This window comes from Prosthecobacter sp. (genome assembly GCF_044226605.1).
Classification (GTDB): domain Bacteria; phylum Verrucomicrobiota; class Verrucomicrobiia; order Verrucomicrobiales; family Verrucomicrobiaceae; genus Prosthecobacter.
The window spans coordinates 67,209-83,324 of sequence record NZ_JBGAGS010000018.1; the positions used below are offsets into that span (position 1 = coordinate 67,209).

At 61.6% G+C, this 16,116-nt stretch carries 15 protein-coding genes; 3 read left to right on the forward strand and 12 right to left on the reverse strand.

Features of this window, described 5'->3' with window-relative positions; all coding sequences use genetic code 11:
- Positions 1-27 precede the first annotated feature (27 nt).
- Positions 28-675: a transposase gene (locus ACILSO_RS23305; protein ID WP_395739874.1), complete on the reverse strand. Its 648-nt coding sequence runs from the start codon at positions 673-675 to the stop codon at positions 28-30.
- Positions 676-920: 245 nt separating this feature from the next.
- Positions 921-1,259 carry a hypothetical protein gene (locus tag ACILSO_RS23310; protein ID WP_395739875.1) on the reverse strand — a complete coding sequence of 113 codons (339 nt, stop codon included), beginning with the start codon at positions 1,257-1,259 and terminating at the stop codon, positions 921-923.
- Between the two features lie 264 nt (positions 1,260-1,523).
- Here ACILSO_RS23310 and ACILSO_RS23315 point away from each other — a divergent pair, with 264 nt between their 5' ends.
- Both ACILSO_RS23315 and ACILSO_RS23320 read left to right on the forward strand, forming a co-directional pair.
- Positions 1,524-2,849, forward strand: a complete 1,326-nt coding sequence (locus ACILSO_RS23315; RefSeq protein WP_395739876.1) for a DUF1501 domain-containing protein — start codon at positions 1,524-1,526, stop codon at positions 2,847-2,849.
- 53 nt (positions 2,850-2,902) lie between these two features.
- On the forward strand, positions 2,903-3,973 hold the full coding sequence (locus ACILSO_RS23320; protein ID WP_395739877.1) for a WD40 repeat domain-containing protein: 1,071 nt from the start codon (positions 2,903-2,905) through the stop codon (positions 3,971-3,973).
- A 62-nt stretch (positions 3,974-4,035) separates the two neighbouring features.
- Here the strand turns inward: ACILSO_RS23320 and ACILSO_RS23325 are convergent, their stop codons facing one another.
- The 8 genes from ACILSO_RS23325 to ACILSO_RS23360 all read right to left on the reverse strand — a co-directional run bounded on the left by ACILSO_RS23325 (position 4,036) and on the right by ACILSO_RS23360 (position 10,817).
- Positions 4,036-4,476, reverse strand: coding sequence for a hypothetical protein (locus tag ACILSO_RS23325; protein ID WP_395739878.1), 441 nt, complete (start codon positions 4,474-4,476; stop codon positions 4,036-4,038).
- A 272-nt stretch (positions 4,477-4,748) separates the two neighbouring features.
- A complete protein-coding gene (locus ACILSO_RS23330) occupies positions 4,749-5,612 on the reverse strand; it encodes an alpha/beta hydrolase family protein (RefSeq protein ID WP_395739879.1) in 864 nt (287 codons plus the stop codon).
- Positions 5,613-5,945: 333 nt separating this feature from the next.
- A complete protein-coding gene (locus ACILSO_RS23335) occupies positions 5,946-6,803 on the reverse strand; it encodes an MYG1 family protein (protein WP_395739880.1) in 858 nt (285 codons plus the stop codon).
- A gap of 255 nt (positions 6,804-7,058) precedes the next feature.
- Positions 7,059-7,406, reverse strand: a complete 348-nt coding sequence (locus tag ACILSO_RS23340) for a ribonuclease E inhibitor RraB (RefSeq protein WP_395739881.1) — start codon at positions 7,404-7,406, stop codon at positions 7,059-7,061.
- Between the two features lie 310 nt (positions 7,407-7,716).
- Positions 7,717-8,235, reverse strand: a complete 519-nt coding sequence (locus tag ACILSO_RS23345) for a hypothetical protein (RefSeq protein ID WP_395739882.1) — start codon at positions 8,233-8,235, stop codon at positions 7,717-7,719.
- Between the two features lie 173 nt (positions 8,236-8,408).
- Positions 8,409-8,858, reverse strand: coding sequence for a hypothetical protein (locus ACILSO_RS23350; RefSeq protein ID WP_395739883.1), 450 nt, complete (start codon positions 8,856-8,858; stop codon positions 8,409-8,411).
- Positions 8,859-9,143: 285 nt separating this feature from the next.
- Positions 9,144-10,529: a sulfite exporter TauE/SafE family protein gene (locus ACILSO_RS23355; RefSeq protein WP_395739884.1), complete on the reverse strand. Its 1,386-nt coding sequence runs from the start codon at positions 10,527-10,529 to the stop codon at positions 9,144-9,146.
- Positions 10,530-10,568: 39 nt separating this feature from the next.
- Positions 10,569-10,817 carry a hypothetical protein gene (locus tag ACILSO_RS23360; protein ID WP_395739885.1) on the reverse strand — a complete coding sequence of 83 codons (249 nt, stop codon included), beginning with the start codon at positions 10,815-10,817 and terminating at the stop codon, positions 10,569-10,571.
- A 141-nt stretch (positions 10,818-10,958) separates the two neighbouring features.
- On the opposite strand from ACILSO_RS23360, the gene ACILSO_RS23365 reads away from it, so the two are divergent.
- A complete protein-coding gene (locus ACILSO_RS23365) occupies positions 10,959-11,276 on the forward strand; it encodes a hypothetical protein (protein WP_395739886.1) in 318 nt (105 codons plus the stop codon).
- 677 nt (positions 11,277-11,953) lie between these two features.
- Here ACILSO_RS23365 and ACILSO_RS23370 read toward each other — a convergent pair.
- A complete protein-coding gene (locus ACILSO_RS23370) occupies positions 11,954-12,445 on the reverse strand; it encodes a hypothetical protein (protein WP_395739887.1) in 492 nt (163 codons plus the stop codon).
- Positions 12,446-12,641: 196 nt separating this feature from the next.
- The gene (locus tag ACILSO_RS23375) at positions 12,642-15,914 is read right to left on the reverse strand and encodes an efflux RND transporter permease subunit (protein ID WP_395739888.1); all 3,273 of its coding nucleotides are present in this window, start codon (positions 15,912-15,914) and stop codon (positions 12,642-12,644) included.
- Between the last annotated feature and the right edge of the window lie 202 nt (positions 15,915-16,116).

Here is a 16,116-nt window from a genome sequence, read left to right on the forward strand (position 1 = left end):
CGTTGTGGGATCAGGATGATCCCACTCCTAGGGGGCGGTGGGAGCCCATTGGCGAGAAAGGGCGTCTTCCCAGATGGAATAAGCGTCGGGCGGCAGGTTTGCTTTGAGGGGATTGCGACGGATGTATCGTACGCACCGCACGAAGTGGTCGGAGTCGCGTACGAGGCGATCGAAGTAATCCTCCTGCCAGAAGGGTCCGCTGAGATGAAGCAGATCATTCAAACGATTTGCAGTGAAGCTTTTCCAACTGGAAAGAACTCTGCCGAGCTGCTCTCCTTCGTGAAGGGACATCAGCACATGGACATGATTGGGCATGATGACCCAGGAGTGTAGATGGTAACGCTTTGCTTCGAAAAAGCTCAAAGCACCCGCGACGATCTCGCGGCACTCGGGCTGGCGCAAAACACAGGAGCCATGTGCTGCATCGAGCCACCGCTCGATGCGTGCGGTGAACTTTTGCTGGTACTCTCCGGTTTCTTCAGGGGAGTGGGGTTTGGGATGGTCTTGGAGCCATTGATCCCTTTGAGCCGTCCATTCGTCGCGCAATTTTGCGGGGATGGAGTCGGCCATGCGGAACGTCAGGAAATAGCACCTGCCCGGCTGCTGCCAATGGGGAAGATGGTTGACGGACTTTTCCACATCGGTCATGCGATTGAGGAACAGCGGGGTGCTCATGACAAGGTGGGAAGAACCGACGTAGCTGGCTGAACCAAGAGGCGCTGATGCATGGGGTATCTTGGTCTCTCGATTCGCGGGGCGGTGGGGTGTGGCGGGGCGTGGTGGGATCAGGATGATCCCACTCCTGAGGGGCTAGGAGGGCGGAGGTTCGGCAGAAGGGGGACCATCCTGGTCCCTCGGTTCGCGGGGCGGCGGGTTTGGCGGGGTGTTGTGGGATCAGGATGATCCCACTCCTGAGGCACTTAGAGCGACACGCGTGCTTTTTTGGCTGGAAGCTCCATCGGCTCCCAGGCGGCGATTTCAAAGGGGAAGGGCTCGCTGCTGCCTTCGGCGGCGGGCGGGTGGAGGGTCACATTGAGGACGACTCTGGATTTGGCGAGCATCAACTGGCAGCGCGTTTTCTCCGGGATGGAGACGCTGGCCTGGACGGGGAAAAATTCGCCCCCGGCACCGGGCTGGGCCTGATCCTGGTGAAAGACCACGGTGCCCTCCGCCATGTAAGGCGCCAGCAACACCACGCGGACGGCCCTGGGGTCGTCTCGGTGAAAGCGGCGTTTTGCCTCGGGGGAGCGGTTTGGCATCGGGTGAAGAGGGCAGGGTTGAAGATCCGAATCTTTCTAATGTTTCTATAAACTACTGGAATTGAGGCTTTAAGACGAACGCTTTTGCCTCACCTGTTTAGGTGAGGGTGCGAGACTTGACCGAGGGTGCCTTTCGCGGCGTGGAGGGGTTTCCTGCGGGGCTGGAGAATCGGACGTGGGGCAAATTCGCTGCTAAAAAAGGGCGGCAAAGTGTGTAAGTTTTGAAGCGCGCGAACCGCGCCTTTTTTTCTTCTTTTTCCTCTGATGAATCCCCGTGATCCCCTGCCCCGCTGCCCGACGCATGAGCATACGCTGCACCGGCGGCTGTTTCTGAAGGGGCTGTCAGGCGGGGCGCTGGCGAGCGTGGGGAGTTTTACGGGGCTGTTTCACAATCCGGTGTTTGCGGCGGAGACGAAGAAGGCGCAGAAGCACTGCATCCTGCTGTGGCTGTGCGGGGCGCCGAGCCAGTTTGAGACGTGGGATCCGAAGCCGGGGAGGCCCTCAAACGGGCCGTTTGGCTCGATGCCAACGAAGATACCGGGGATCCACTTCTCAGGGCTGATGCCGAAGTGCGCGAGCATTGCGGACAAACTGAACCTGGTGCGGAGCATGAAGACCTCCCAGCCGGAGCATCTGCAGGCGATCAATCTGCTGACGCGCGGTGCGCCGGAGCGTGCGGGATTTGTGCGGCCGACGCTGGGCAGCGCGCTGTCCCAGGCGATGGGGCAGATGGATGCGGCGATCCCAAATTTCATCTTTCTGGATCCGGTGCCGGGCGGGAATGAGTTTGAGGGGTTCAAGGCGGGAAACTGGGCGGGCTGGCTGGGCGCGGAGCATGCGCCGGTGCGGCTGGGGGGCGACTACACGCAGTTTCTGAACAGCGAAGGCGCGACCATTCCGCAGCATGACAAGGAGAGCCGGGAGACGCTGAGGAAGTTTCTGACGGCGAAGTATGATCGGGATCGGGGCAGTGCGGTGGCGCGCAGCCAGAATGCGGCCTTTGAACGGATGAAGGGGCTGACGGCGAGCGCGGAGCTGTTTGACGTGAACAAGCTGCCGGCGAAAGATCGCGAACGGTACGGGCCGGGGAGTTTTGCGCAGCATGCGCTGATGTCGCGGCATCTGGTGGAAAAGGGCGCGCCGTTTGTGATGGTGGCCAATGGTATGAACTGGGACAACCATGTCTTCAACCATGAGATCCATCAGATGCTGGTGCCGGAGCTGGACCGGGTGGTGTATCACCTGGTGAATGATCTGGAGGAACGCGGGCTGCTGGACTCGACGCTGGTGATCGCGATGGGTGAGTTTGGCCGGAGCCCATGGATGAACGCGGCGCGCGGCCGGGATCACTACCCGAATGCGTGGAGCCTGATGATGACCGGCTGCGGCCTGAAGCGCGGCGTGGTGACGGGCGCGACGGACATCGACGGGGTGGATGTGGCGGAGAAGCCGTACAATGAGCAGAACCTGTTTGCGACGATCTTCACAGCGCTGGGGATTGACCCGTATGCGGAGTATGATCTGCCGGGGATGCCGACCTTTCACCGGGTGGAGAACAGGATGGAGCCAATAAGGGAGATTTTGGCGTAAACGCGGCGGAGCAAGGATGAAGGATGAATCATGAATGATGAAAGGCTGAGCTGATGAAACTGACGCGCACGAAACAATACGAACTGCCAGCGGGTGTGATGGGGCTGGCGACGACGCCGGATGGCGCGCTGGCCTATGCGGCGTGCGTGGACGGGAGCGTGCATGCGGTGGAGACGGCGAGCGGGAAGACGGAGGTGTTTGAGAAGCACCACGACGCGTATGCGAGCGGCTGCGCGCTGCTGCCGGACGGGAAGACGCTGATCAGCACCGGCTACGATGGACGGCTGATCTGGCATGACGTGGCGACCCGCAAATGTGTGCGCGAAGTGAAGGCCCATGAGTTTTGGAGTTGGCAGATGGCGCTGTCTCCGGATGGGACGCGGGTGGCGAGTGTGACGGGGCAGTATATCTCCGGCGGGTGGAAGTATGAGCCCGCGGCGGAGACGGAGCCGAGCGTGCGTGTGTATGACACGGCGAGCGGTGCGCTGGTGGCGAGCTACAGCCACACGCCGCCGGTGCTGAGCTGTGCCTTCAGCCCGGACAGCAGGCATGTGGCTGCGGGGAACATGATGGGCGAGGTGCGGGTGTGGGATGTGACGGCACCGAAGGACGGGAAACCGGTGGCGCAGTGGACTTCGCCGGATTTTACGTCATGGGGCACGACGAAGTCGCATCACTTCAGCGGCGGCATTTACGGACTGGTTTTCTCGCCGGATGGCCATGCGGTGCTGGGCTGCGGTATGGGGCCGATGGGCGACCCGATGGCAGGCAATGGCAAGATGACGTGGCAGCGCTGGGAGTGGCGCACGGGCAAGAAGATGGATCAGATCAAGGACGGGCAGCATGGCTCGGGCCTGATGGAGGCGCTGGCGTGGCATCCGGACGGGCAGCACTTCCTCATGGCGGGCCGTCAGGCGCAGGGGACGTGGAATGTGGCGGTGTTTAACGCGGCGGACGGAAACTTGGTGACGTCGCTGGACAGCAAATCGCGACTGACGCAGGCAAAGTTTACGGTGGACGGGAAGCGGCTGGTGACGGGTGTGATCACGGGCGCGGGGAAAGTGAAGGCGGGGCAACCGTGGGCGGCGATGGGGCGGGTGCAGGTGTATGATGTCGGAGTTTAAAGTTGAAGGTTAAAAGTTTGAAGTTGGGGGGGCGAGAGCTGTTCTCTGTTATCTGTTCGCGGCTAGAGGGGCTTGTTTAGGGGAGGGGCGTGGCCGAAGCAGAGGTCGTCTTCCATGGTGACGACGAGACACCATTCGGCGGTGGGGGTGGTGATGTAGGTGTGCTGAGGGAGGTGGATGATTTCTTCGAAACAGCAGTCGAGGTCGCCCAGGCGAACTGCGATGGCGAAGTCCATGATGCCATCGCCCACAATGAGGAGCGGGGCGGAGGGATCGAGATGGCGGAGGCACTCGTCCAGGAAGGTGCGGCATTCGGTAACGGGCGAGCCGGAGGATCGAGTTTTCACCTGGGATCCCGGAACGGCATCCCAGTCGATTTTGGAGCCGCTGAAGGGAAAGGCACGTTCGATCAGATCCACGACCGGGGTTTCATCGATCATCTGGATGAGACCGCGATCCTGGAGGGGGGCGAATGTTTGCCGGAGTTCGTTGGAGGGAGTCATTGGACGGGCAAGGCAAGAGTGGGGTGCTGGCTGGTCTTTGCAAGCGACAGGACTGGCGAGTGGGTATCTCACGCATGGGGAATGCTGTGAAGAAGCATGATCTGGTATTGGGGGGAATGAGCGCCCAAATGAGGAGGGTACATGTGGCGTACCGATGGTGTTGGAACTGGCGGTAGCGCTGATCGACAGGCAAGAGTGCCTATCGTACTTCCTGCTTGCAGAGGCGAGTGGTTGCAACTCGTGGGGAGAAGCCTGAGGCATTGGTTCTTGCTTCAATTTTTCTGAGGCTGACTCAGGAAGTCGAGCAGGGTGGGCTTGAGGTCGGCCCAGGCGGCGGGGGTGAGGCCGTGGTTGAGATTTTTGAGCATGATGAGGCGGGTGTGGGTGTTGCCGGAGGTGCGGAGGGCTTTTTCCATGTGGGGGCCTTGATCGGTGGGGATGGCGACGTCGGAGTCGCTGTAGATGAGGAGCACGGGGCAACGGATTTGGGGGGCGGCGTAAAGGGCGGAGCGTTCGCGCCAGGCGGCTGGTTTCTCTTCGGGAGTACCGCCGATGATGAGGTGGAGGCTGGTGAGGGGCTTGACGCCGGGCTCTTCGCGGTGGGCGATCCAATGGCGGTGGCATTCGGCGAGTTCGACGGGGCCTTGAGCGGCGATGACGCTCTGGATGGAGGGATCGCGTGAGGCGGCGAGGAGGGAGAGGATGGCGCCGTGGCTGAAGCCGAAGAGGTGGACGCGCTGGGGATCGACGCAGGGGAGTGTTTTGGCGTAGCGGATGGCGTTGAGCACGTCATTGACCTCGCCTTTGGCGACTTCGTGCTGGCCCTGGGATCTGCCGCAGCCGCGATAGTCGGAGGCGAGGGCGACGTAGCCTGCGGCGGCGAAGAGATCGACGAAAGGCGCCATTTTTTCGGCGGGATCAAAGCCGCCGTGATTGACGAGGATGAGCGGGAAAGGTCCCCTGCCCTGCGGCTTGCTCAGAAGGCCGGTGATGGTGAGGGAGTCGCTGGTGTAGCTGATGGGGACGCGTGTGCAGGCGGCGTCCGAGGTGATGTCTGCGGCGGGCTGGCGGTGGCAGCTGGCGAGGGTGAATGTGAGAGTGGCGACGAGGAGGAGGAGGAGGACGCGGGTGTGCACGGAGGGTACTACGCGCGATGAGAGGGGTGGTTACGGAATGCGGACTGACGAGGAGAGGCTGCCGATCACCTGAACACGAGGTCGCTTACATTTTGAGAGGGAACCAACCAATATCACGCGCACCTGAAACTCTGCCGAAAGCGTGAGGCACGCGAGGTGTAGCTCGGAGCCGGAGCGTAGCGGAGACAGCCGAAGGCAATTCCGATTCCGAGTACGGCCCCGGCGCGGAATCGGAATTCCGCGCTACATCCCGCCGCCCGCGCAGTTTAAGTGGCGTGGGGATTCGCTGAGTGGATGAACTCTAAAGTTGTGACAAAGAGACAGCCGGGACGGCTATCCTACTTGGGCGAAAGCGAGGGCGAGGAGTTCTTTGATGCGGGCGAGGTCGGAGGCGGAGGTTTTGGCGACGAAGCCGCGGGCGTGGGCGAAGTGGACGTCTGGCTGGGTGCTGATGCGGGTGAAGTCGTAGTGCGGGGCGTCGTTGTGGCGGGAGAGGCCATAGCCGGTGCCGCGGCCGTCGGGGTAAATGAGGGCGACGGTGGTGGTGCTTTTGCCGATGGACTCAAGGTAGCGGGTGATGCCGGCGGAGGGTTCTTCGGGAATGGGCTCGGTGCGCGGGAGGTAGAGAACTTCGTGGTCGGCGAAGGTCCAGATTTCGGCGTTTTGCGCGACGAAGTCGAGGCGGGCACGGAGGTCGCGGAGGTAGTCGAGGAGGTCCTGGCCGATGTAGGTGAGGATTTCGTAGAGTGGCTCGCCGGGAGTGAGGCTCTTGGCTTTGGCGAAGCGGCGGAGGATGGTGATGTCGATGGGCGAGGAGAGTTTGTTCATCGCGGTGCGATCGACTCCGAGCCACTGGGCGGTGACGTTGGGGCCGCGGGTGTCGAACCATTCGGCGGGCTCGAGCCAGTCGCAGAACTGGCGGGCGTCTTCGTAGAGGCCGAGGTGCTGGAGGACGAGGCTGAGGGAGCAGACGGGAGGGTGATCTGCGGGGAACTGATGGTGGTCGAAGTTGTTCAGCGCGGGGTCGTGCTGGCCGCCGACATCAACGACGGCAGTGGCGGGATCGGCGAGATCTTCGGGTGTGGGCTCGCGGCGGACGATGGGGACGCGGTGAACGGCGGCGAGGAGGGAGCAGGCGAGGAGCTCGTCTTTATGGGAGCTGCCGGGGTGGGTGAGGATGAGGGAGAGCAAAGTTTGAAGTTAAAGGTTTAAAGTTTCAGGTTTTGCTTCTTCGCCCGGCGAGTGCTCGAGGACAAGGAGGTTGTGGAGAAAGGGAGGTGGAGTTTGAGGGGTGGAGGGGGCGGGCGGGTGGAGGGGGCGGGCGGGCGGAAGGGGAAAAGACGAGGGTGGGTGCAGTGGCGCTTTGTGGGGGGACCAGGATGGCCCCACTCCTACTGGAGGGCTATTTTGTGGTAGGACCTGCTATGACAGGATGCCCCTGCCCTGCTAGAGCCTGCTTTGTTTCGAGGGGACGGGGCCGACGTCCATGCCGTCGTAGGATGCGATGCCGCATTCGGTGGCGAGATGATGGAGCTCCTGATTGCGGGCGTGGAGGGACTGCGGTGTGTGCGTCTCGATGCGCTGGAGGTGGAGGACGCTGCTGGAGCCGTCTTCGGTGAGATAGATGCTGACGGTGCGGTAGCCTTCGGGGGAGAGTCTGCGGGCGAGGGCGGAGAGGCGCTGCTGGTCGCGATCGGTGAAGAAGTAGGCCCAGAGGAGATCGCCTTCGATGTACCAGGGTGCGTCGCGGCGCATGCTGGCGAACATCTTTTGGACGGTGTCGAGGGTGATCACGTCCTGCAGGAGGTGCAGGAAGGGTGCCAGTGGTGAGCGGTTGTGAGTGGCGGTGGCCCGGAAGCAGTTTCGGTGGCCGGTTGCCGGTTGCCGGTTGCCGGTGAATGAAGGGGTGTTCGTGCTGGCGAGGGGGATTTGGTTTACCCCCCACCCCGGCCCTCGTCCCCGAAGGAGAAATGCATGCAGTTGTGTGTCAGGGGCGGGGAGAGGGAGAGCCGCTTTTGGCGGCGCTGGATTTATCGGACAGTGTTTGTGCTATTGGCTGCGAGGAAACGACTCGATACCGAAGAGCACGGTGGATTCTTTGCGGCTACTTGGACTTGGCGAGGGGGAGCTTTCGGATGGAGAGCTTGGCGGTGCGGGTGCCGGCGCGGAGGATTTGGAGTTCTTCGCCGTCCTTTAAGCGGACGCTGCCGGTGGTCCGGGAGGACATGTACTGAGTGCCGCCGATCTGAGGGGGCTGGTTGGCTTTGGGAGTGGTGACGGGGGTCTCCCAGCCGAGGTTGTAGTTGACGAGGAGGGCGCCGGATTCTTCCAGGGTGAGGTCGCCGCCGAAGTTGACGCCGGAATCGGCAAGAACGGCGGTGAAGGTGCGGGAGGCGACGACGAGGGAGATTTCGAGGGGATCGCCGTCTTTGCCTTTTTCGGTGAGGATGAGGGTGATCTGGTAGTTGTCCGGCAGGGTGGTCGGAGCGGCGGAGTAACCGGGGGCGATGGGGAGACCGGGCGGCGGCAGTACCTGCGGGGCGGCTGCGACCGGACGTGGGATGCTCTGCGCGATAAGGAGGGTGGGGACGACGAGAAGGAGGGAGAGGAGAGTGAGTTTCATGGCGGGACTGAGACGGCCTAGGGTGACGAAGTATTCAGAGGGCTGGCAGTTGCTGTCAGTTCATGGTGGTGACGAACGCTTATGTGAAGAGGATGTAGAGGATGAAGGCGATGAAAAGGAGGCAGAGGGCGAAGCTGAGCTTGGCGGGAAGAGGCGGTGAAATAACTGCCTCATCAGTAGAGGCTGGACAGAAACCAGATCATGTAGAGGGTGTAAAGCACGCAAAGGATCCCGGTGATCTTGGCAGCGAGGTCAAGGCGACGATGAGAACGGTAGCCGGCAGGCAGGACCAAGCATGGAATGTTAACGACCAGATTGAGGATGGGCACCAGCTCGAGCAGACACCACCAAGAACTCAGCCCGATATTTCTTAGCCGCAGGACGGTGGGCGGCAGTGCAAAGGCCATGGCGCACCTGCCCAGCAGCACCGAATCAAAACGCCGGGTGATGGAGGCGCCGGCCATGCCAATGAGGAAGAGGACAGCGAAAAAGTAAAGGCGCCCAATACCTGGGTAGCTGCGGAAATCGATGTCAGGACGCGGCGGGCTGACGTCGGTCGTGGGTGGCTGGTAGGGGTTGAACTCGGGGGGAGGTGGTGGGGGTTGCGGAAGTGAGGGAGGCATTGGGATTTATGATTTATGATTTCCCGGAGGATGGGCTGCTGTGAACGCCTAACTACGAGCGGGTAGCCGGACCGGCTAAAGCCGGTACTACAATACGGGGAGGCTGAAAATGGGGAGGAGGGATGGTAGGTTGTGGTCTGATGTGTGAGGCGGGGTATTTGGGAGCGAGGGTTTTGGGAGGCGCGGAGAATGGGGGGATGGCGGAGCGATTGGATCGAGGACGAGTTCGAGTAGGAGGACGAAAACGATTGGGCTGGAGTGGTCCTTCGGAGGGAGCGCGGGGGATTAGTGGGAATGGCTGTGAGGATGTAGCAGGGCGTGGTAGCCGGACCAGGCCATGTAAGCGGAGAGGAGGGTGAGGAGGATGCAGGAGATGTAGGGGGCTTTGCGCATCCAGTCGCCGAAGCCGGTGAAGCGTTTTTGGGCATGCTGGACGCTCCAGGCGGCGGCGGCGCCGACGGTGACCATCGTGAGGGCGAGGCCGAAGCTGAAGGCGCCGACGATGGCGAAGCCGAGGGCGACTTTTTTGAGCTGAAGGCATACCAGAAGGATGGTGAAGGCAGCTGGACATGGCATGAGGCCGCCGGTGATGCCGAAGAGGACGATCTGCGGGGTGGTGACGCTGCGGCTGCTGAAGCGGCGGGCGATGTCCTCTGCGTGGGCGCGCTCGTGGGCGTCCTGATAGACGTCATCGCCTTCGGCTTTGATTTCTTCTGCGATGGGGACTTGCTGCTGCGGCTGATCTGGAGACGGTGCGGTGAATTTGAGGCGGTAGGTGTGGGCGTGGTCGGAGTGGCCTAGGGTGAGGGTGGCGGTGAAGTCGTGGGGTGCGGGGACGGGAGCGGTGGCTTCCCAGTGGGTGGTGGCGACGGGTTCGAATTTGAAAAGCTGGGTGCTGCCATCGAGTCGCGCGGTTTCGAGGGTGAGGTGGTTGCCTTTAGGTAATGGCAGGGGAGCGCCGGCGGAGGTGCAGGGATGGATGTGGAAGCGGGAGGTGGCTGTGCCGCTGGTGCTGCCTGCGTCTTTAACGATGGCGATGAGGAGAAAGCCGTGGCCGGTATCGAGCAGGAGGCCGTCGTGGGAACGCTGGGACGGAGGCTTGGGGCAAGCCTCCCCACCTTCTGATACGAGGGCGTGGGGAGATTTTGCTGCAAGGGCGGTGAGTCTTGCTGGCGGGGTGAAGCCTGCGGGAAGGGCGATGTCGTGCTGAAACGCGGATGCGGAAGATGGAGCCTCGTGAGTGTGAGCATGCGCGTGCGCGTGCGCGTGTGCGTGTGCGTGCGAATGTGTGTGGCTGTGGGTATGAGCATGCTCGTGGGCATGGGCCTCGGCGACTTCCCGGCGGGTGCGAAGGTACATCCAGATGGCGAGGCCGAAGATGAGGACGGCGGAGCCTATTTGAAGCCAGGGCTCGACGGTTTCGGCATCCCACTGGCCGCCGTAGTTGAGCGCGAGAGCGGCGAGCACCCAGATGAGCAGGGAGTGCGAGATGGCGGCGGAAAGGCCGAGGAGGACGGCCTGCCAGATGGTGCCACGGATGGCGATGATGAAGGCGGCCATCATCGTTTTGGAGTGGCCGGGCTCGAGGCCATGCAGCGCGCCGAGGAGGATGGCGACGGGGACGTAGAGCCAGACGTGTCCGCTGCTGAGGTAGTCGGAGAAGTTTTGCATGGCGGCGTGTTTTCCGAACTTAGAGGTTAAAGTCTGAAGTTACAGGTTTAAAGTTGGGGAGGTGCGCAGGAGGCGGAGGGCGTTGGACATGACAAGGCAGGGTGCTTTGGCGACGCGGGTGAGATAGCGCTGCATGAGAGCCATGTCTGCGGTCTCGATGGCGGTGAGCCTGAGAAGCCGCGAGGCGGTTTCGTCATCGGAGTCGGGAATGGTGGTGGCGGAGGAGGACTTGGCGTGATCTTTATGATCGTGGTCGTGGTCTTTATGACCGTCCTCTGGAATGCTCATGGTATCTTGTGGTTTGTTCGTGCAACGAGCGGGATGATACCAAATTTTTTCAGTGTTCGTGAATAGCTGAGAGGAGGCTGCGTCTGATGTGCATGCCGCAAATAAGGCGGCGAAAAAACCCAACAAAGACATCCCACTATCATGAAAAAAATCATCACTCTCCTGGCCATCATGACCGGCTTTGCCGTGGTGGCTCCCACGGCTTCCGAGGCTCGCGATCATCACGACCATGGCGGTTCGTTCACCAGTTTCTCGCATCGCTGCGGGGCGTGCGGCACTTCCGTGTATCGCCAGCGGGTCATCATCGGGCGGGATCGCCACGGCCATCTTGTGTATGGCTGGCGCACGGTGTCGCACAACTGCCGCCCGGCTCATCATCACGACCATGGACACAGCAGTGGTGGGCGTTTTGGCTTCCCAGGTTTTGGAATGAACTCGGGTGGTCATGGCAGGCATTGAGAGTGGTTTGCACGCTGAGAGCGGTTTCCTTCTCTTCTCCGCCGGTGCTGAAAGGCCCGGCGGTTTTTTTGTGGGTCTAGTTCAGTGGAGGTTTATCGAGGCATGCAGTCGTGTGTTGATTCATTCGTGGGTGGAAGTCGGCGGAGCCGGATGTTTCGGCGCGATGTGTGGCGGGCGTGACGTGTGGCGGAGCGACAAGCTTTCCGCGAAGGGAATGCCGGTAGACGCTTCAGGGAGACGGGCGGCATGAAGAGCGTGATGGGTTCGCTTGCCGGATTGGCTGGCAGAACCCAGGGGAGCGCTCGCTAAAGCCCGGCACTGCTGGTCTGAATGACGGGAGGACGCTGGCCTTTGAGACCAAGAGGTCGGGCTATGGCTGAAAAACTCACCCGTGTTTGCGGCGCGCTGGCAGACGGGCGGGCTTACGCCACGCCCGTCCTACGTTTATGCCTGAACCGTTCGGGCCGTGGTTTGTTTTGTCGAGAGAGTCGCCGCCTGCTCGCGCCTTTGTCCAGACTCGTTTTTGACTGCTCTGGCGTTGATCGAGACGCTGGGAACCGGACCGGCTAAGCCGGTACTACAATACTTCGGAGGCTGGGGCGAGGGTGTTGGGGAGCGGCGAAGCGAACCTGGTGCAGATGATGTGACTGACGAGGTTCGCTTCGGAATGGGTGGGGTTACTTTTTGGCTTTGGGGGCTTCGTGGTCGTGATCGTGTTCGCAGATGCAGGCGTACTCTTTGTATTTGCAGGTGGGGCACTGCTCGAGGTTGAGATTGAACTTTTCGTTCACGGCTTTGGCTCCTTCTTTGGCGCGGATCTGAACGACGGTGGGGTGGTCGTTGCCGGTGGGGATGGTTTTGTCGCTGATGAGCTTGTTGCCGTCTTTGGTGAAGGTGAGCTTGGTGGGGGAGGAGCGTTCGCCGAGGGTGACGGTGACGATTTGCTCGCCGGGAGGGACGACTTTGTTGTCGTCATCGACGAAGCGGATTTCGACTTTGTTGTCTTTGTTGACGAAGAACTCGGCGTGAGGCTCGACTTCGGTGATGAGGCGGCCGCCGGTGGGACCGGCTTTGATTTTTTCGTGGTCGTGGTCGTGCTTAGGATCAGCAGCGTTGAGGGTGAATGTGAGGGCGAGGGTGAGGAGGGTGGTGATGAGCTTGGTTTTCATGGGTGGTGTTTGGTTTGTGGTGGTAGTTGTTGGTGTGAGGGAGATGTGGATGCTGGATGCTGGGGCGAGAGTGAAGTGGGGTTTGGAGGTGGAAGCGGAGCGGGAGGAACGAGGACGAGGACGAGTAGGAGGACGAGTCGGCGTGTGTTGGGCGGAAAGGGAGTAGGAGGAAGAGTAAGAGGAGGAGTAGGATTGATTAATGGGACGCGGAGGCGTTTTGGGAGATGGCGAGGTGGGCGGCTTTGCGGCCGAAGAGGTAGAACATGGCGGGGGTGATGGCCATATCGAGGAAGGTGGAGGAGACGAGGCCACCGACGATGACGACGGCGACGGGATGCAGGATTTCTTTGCCGGGCTGGTCGGCGGCGAGGACAAGGGGGATGAGACCGATGCCGGCGCTGAGGGCGGTCATGAGAACGGGGACGAGCCGCTCAAGGGTGCCGCGCTCGATCATGCTGCGGGTGAATTTTTCTCCTTCATGACGCATGAGGTGGAGGTAGTGGCTGATCATCATGATGCCGTTGCGCGCAGCGACGCCGCCGACGGCGATGAAGCCGACGAGGGTGGCGATGCTGATGTTGTTGAGCTTGAAATACGTGAAGGCGAGGCCGCCCATGAGGGCGAGGGGGATATTGACGAGCACCTGCAGAGCGAGGGAGGCGCTGCGGAAGTAGCTGTAGAGCATGAGGAAGACGGCGATGAAGACGACGGCGGAGAAGAGGGCGATGCGCTGCGTGGCCTCCTGCTGTGCCTGGAACTCGCCTTCAAAGGTGATGTTGTAGCCCTGGGGGAGTTTGACCTCTTTTTTTACCTGAACGCGGAGGCGCTCGACGAGATTGGTGACGTCTTGAACGGTGGGCTTGATGGCGAGGGCGAAGCGGCGCTGGCTGGCTTCGCGAAAGATGACGTTGGGGCCTTTGGCTTCGCGGACGTCGGCGACGAGGTCGAGCGGGATGCGCTGGCCTTCTTCGGTTTCGATGGGGAGTGAGGCGACTTTATCTGGGGAGTCGCGCCACTCGATGGGGAGGCGCATGACGAGGCTGACCTTGCGCTGGCCTTCGCGGAGCTCGGCGAGTTCCTGGCCGCCGATGAGGGCGGAGAGCATGAGATTGAGGCGGCCGGGGGCGATGCCGTAGGCTTTGGAGCGGTCGCGGTCTGCCTCGATGCGGAGCTGTGGGATGGTGGCGGTCTGGTCGAGCTTGCAGTCTTCAAAGCCGGGGATGGCTTTGGCGATTTTTTGGATCTCGATGCCGATGGAGCGGAGTTGCTCGAGATCGGGGCCGAAGACTTTGATGGCGACGGGGGCGGAGACGCCGCTCATCATGTGGCCGATGCGGTCTGCGAGTGGACCACCGACGACGGCGAAGACGCCGGGGACGGTCTTTATTTTGGTGGTGATGTCGGCGAGGACTTCTTTGCGGGTGCGGGGCTGCGTCTGAGGCTGGGAGGAGCTGGTAGGTTCTGGTGGGGTGGCTGAGGTGGTGAGAGATGGGTTTGCGGGGGCGGTGGGTGTGGCGTGAGGAGTTCCTTGTTCCGCAGGAACAAGGCTGCTTGGTTCGCGGAAATCGACGTCGAATTCGGCGGTGGAGACGGGGACGACGTGGTCGCCACGCTCGGCGCGGCCGAGGCGGCGGCCGACTTTGCGGACTTCGGGGACGCTGAGGATCTGCTGCTCGATGACGTCGGAAATTTTGTTCATCTCTTCGAGGGAGGTGCCGGGTGCGGCGGTGGCGGCGACGAGGGCGGTCTCTTCCTGAAACTTGGGCAGGAAGTCTTTGTTCATCTGCGGATAGAGGGAGAACGCGGCGATGAGAAGGAAGAGGGCGATGGTGAGGACGAGTGCGGGCTGGGCGAGGGCAAAGCGCAGAAGCGTGCGGCGCAGCAGCCCCTTCATGGCGCGGGTGAGCGGGCCGTCTTTGTGCGCATGCCCTTCCCTGGGCCGGAGGAAAATGGAGCACAGCACGGGAATGGCCGTTAGTGAGACGATGAAGGACGCGACCATGGAGATGATGGTGGCGATGGCGATGGGGGCGAAGAGTTTGCCTTCGACGCCGGTGAGGCCGAGGAGGGGGAGGAAGACGAGGATGATGAGGACGGTGGCGTAGAGGATGGAATTGCGGACTTCGCCGGAGGCCTGGGCGATGACTTGGAGGCGGGGCTGGGGTGCGGGGAGTGCGGCGTTTTCTTTGAGGCGGCGGAAGACGTTTTCGACATCGACGATGGCGTCATCAACGACCATGCCGATGGCGACGGCGAGGCCGCCGAGGGTCATGCTATTGACGCTGATGCCGAGGGCCTGGAAGATGAGCATGGTGATGCCAAAGGAGAGTGGCATGGCCATGAGGGTGATGAAGGTGGTGCGGAAATTGAGCAGGAAGAAAAAGAGGACGATGGTGACCATGACGGCACCTTCGGCGATGGCGCTTTTGAGATTGCCGATGGCGTTGTCGATGAAGTCTTTCTGCTGGAAGAGGAGCGTGGTCTCGACGCCGGGGGGAAAGGTGGGCTTCAATTCATCGAGGGCGGTTTTGATCTGCTCGGTGAGCTTGCGAGTGTCGAAGCCGGGGGCTTTGGTGATGGACATGATGACGCCGTAGGTGGGCGATTTCTCGGGGGCCTGGCTGACGGTGGCATCGCCACGCATGGGCTCGATGCCCCAGGCGACGGCGGCGACATCGCCGATGGCGACGGGGCGGTCGTTGACCTTCTTGATCATGGTTTTGGCGATGTCTCCGAGATCGACGGACATGGCGAGATTGCGCACCATGATCTCGGTGGGGCCGGTATTGATGAAGCCGCCGGTGGTGGTGTTGGCGGCTTCGGTGATGGCTTCCTCAAGCTCGGCAAAGGTGACGTTGTTGGCCTGCATTTTCCAGGGGTCGGGCTGGACTTCGATGCGTTTGACGCCGCCGCCCATGTTGAGGATTTCGGCGATGCCGGAGACGCTTTGCAGGCGGCGTTTGATGGTCCAGTCGGCGAGGGAGCGGACTTCGCGCGGGGGAATGTAACCGGGCTCTCCTTCCTTGATGGTGCTGCGGACGCCGACGAGGAGGATTTCTCCCATGAGGGAGGCGACGGGGGTCATGAAGGGCTGGACGCCTTCGGGGAGATTTCCGCGCGCGCTTTGCAGGCGCTCCTGCACGAGCATGCGGGCGCGGTAGATGTCGGTGTCCCAACCGAACTCGGCATAGACGAGGGAGAGGGAGACGTCTGAGTTTGAGCGGAGGCGGGTGAGGCCGGCGACGCCCATGAGGGCGCTTTCGATGGGCTGGGTGACGCGCATCTCGACTTCCTCGGGGGCGAGGCCGGGGGATTCGGTGAGGATGATGACGGTGGGCTTGGTGAGGTCTGGGAGGACTTCAACAGGAAGCTGCATGGCGGTGCGCAGGCCCATGACCATGAGGATGATGGCGGCGCCGATGATGAGGGCGCGGTTGTGAAGGGACCAGCGGATGAGGTGATTGAGCATGGCTTAAACTGGAAGAGGCAGAAGTTTAAGGTTTAAGGTTTCAAGTTGGGGAAGCCCAGAGCGATGCGGAATGGCGGGAGGAGCTCGGTCCGGAGAGAGGGTAAAAAAATTAGGGGTAAAAAGATTTCTTCCGGAGGGGAAATTTGGTGAGCGGGTCACTCGTGTGCTATTTGTGTTTGATTCGTGGTATGAAGTGGTGGGA

What these genes read in the sequence shown, in the direction of transcription:
- ACILSO_RS23365 (WP_395739886.1), top strand. Translation starts at nt 10,959, where the DNA reads ATGAAAAAAATCATCACTCTCCTGGCCATCATGACCGGCTTTGCCGTG.
- ACILSO_RS23355 (WP_395739884.1), bottom strand. Translation starts at nt 10,529, where the DNA reads ATGCAAAACTTCTCCGACTACCTCAGCAGCGGACACGTCTGGCTCTAC.
- ACILSO_RS23310 (WP_395739875.1), bottom strand. Translation starts at nt 1,259, where the DNA reads ATGCCAAACCGCTCCCCCGAGGCAAAACGCCGCTTTCACCGAGACGAC.
- ACILSO_RS23315 (WP_395739876.1), top strand. Translation starts at nt 1,524, where the DNA reads ATGAATCCCCGTGATCCCCTGCCCCGCTGCCCGACGCATGAGCATACG.
- ACILSO_RS23320 (WP_395739877.1), top strand. Translation starts at nt 2,903, where the DNA reads ATGAAACTGACGCGCACGAAACAATACGAACTGCCAGCGGGTGTGATG.
- ACILSO_RS23345 (WP_395739882.1), bottom strand. Translation starts at nt 8,235, where the DNA reads ATGAAACTCACTCTCCTCTCCCTCCTTCTCGTCGTCCCCACCCTCCTT.
- ACILSO_RS23350 (WP_395739883.1), bottom strand. Translation starts at nt 8,858, where the DNA reads ATGCCTCCCTCACTTCCGCAACCCCCACCACCTCCCCCCGAGTTCAAC.
- ACILSO_RS23325 (WP_395739878.1), bottom strand. Translation starts at nt 4,476, where the DNA reads ATGACTCCCTCCAACGAACTCCGGCAAACATTCGCCCCCCTCCAGGAT.
- ACILSO_RS23370 (WP_395739887.1), bottom strand. Translation starts at nt 12,445, where the DNA reads ATGAAAACCAAGCTCATCACCACCCTCCTCACCCTCGCCCTCACATTC.
- ACILSO_RS23360 (WP_395739885.1), bottom strand. Translation starts at nt 10,817, where the DNA reads ATGAGCATTCCAGAGGACGGTCATAAAGACCACGACCACGATCATAAA.
- ACILSO_RS23305 (WP_395739874.1), bottom strand. Translation starts at nt 675, where the DNA reads ATGAGCACCCCGCTGTTCCTCAATCGCATGACCGATGTGGAAAAGTCC.
- ACILSO_RS23375 (WP_395739888.1), bottom strand. Translation starts at nt 15,914, where the DNA reads ATGCTCAATCACCTCATCCGCTGGTCCCTTCACAACCGCGCCCTCATC.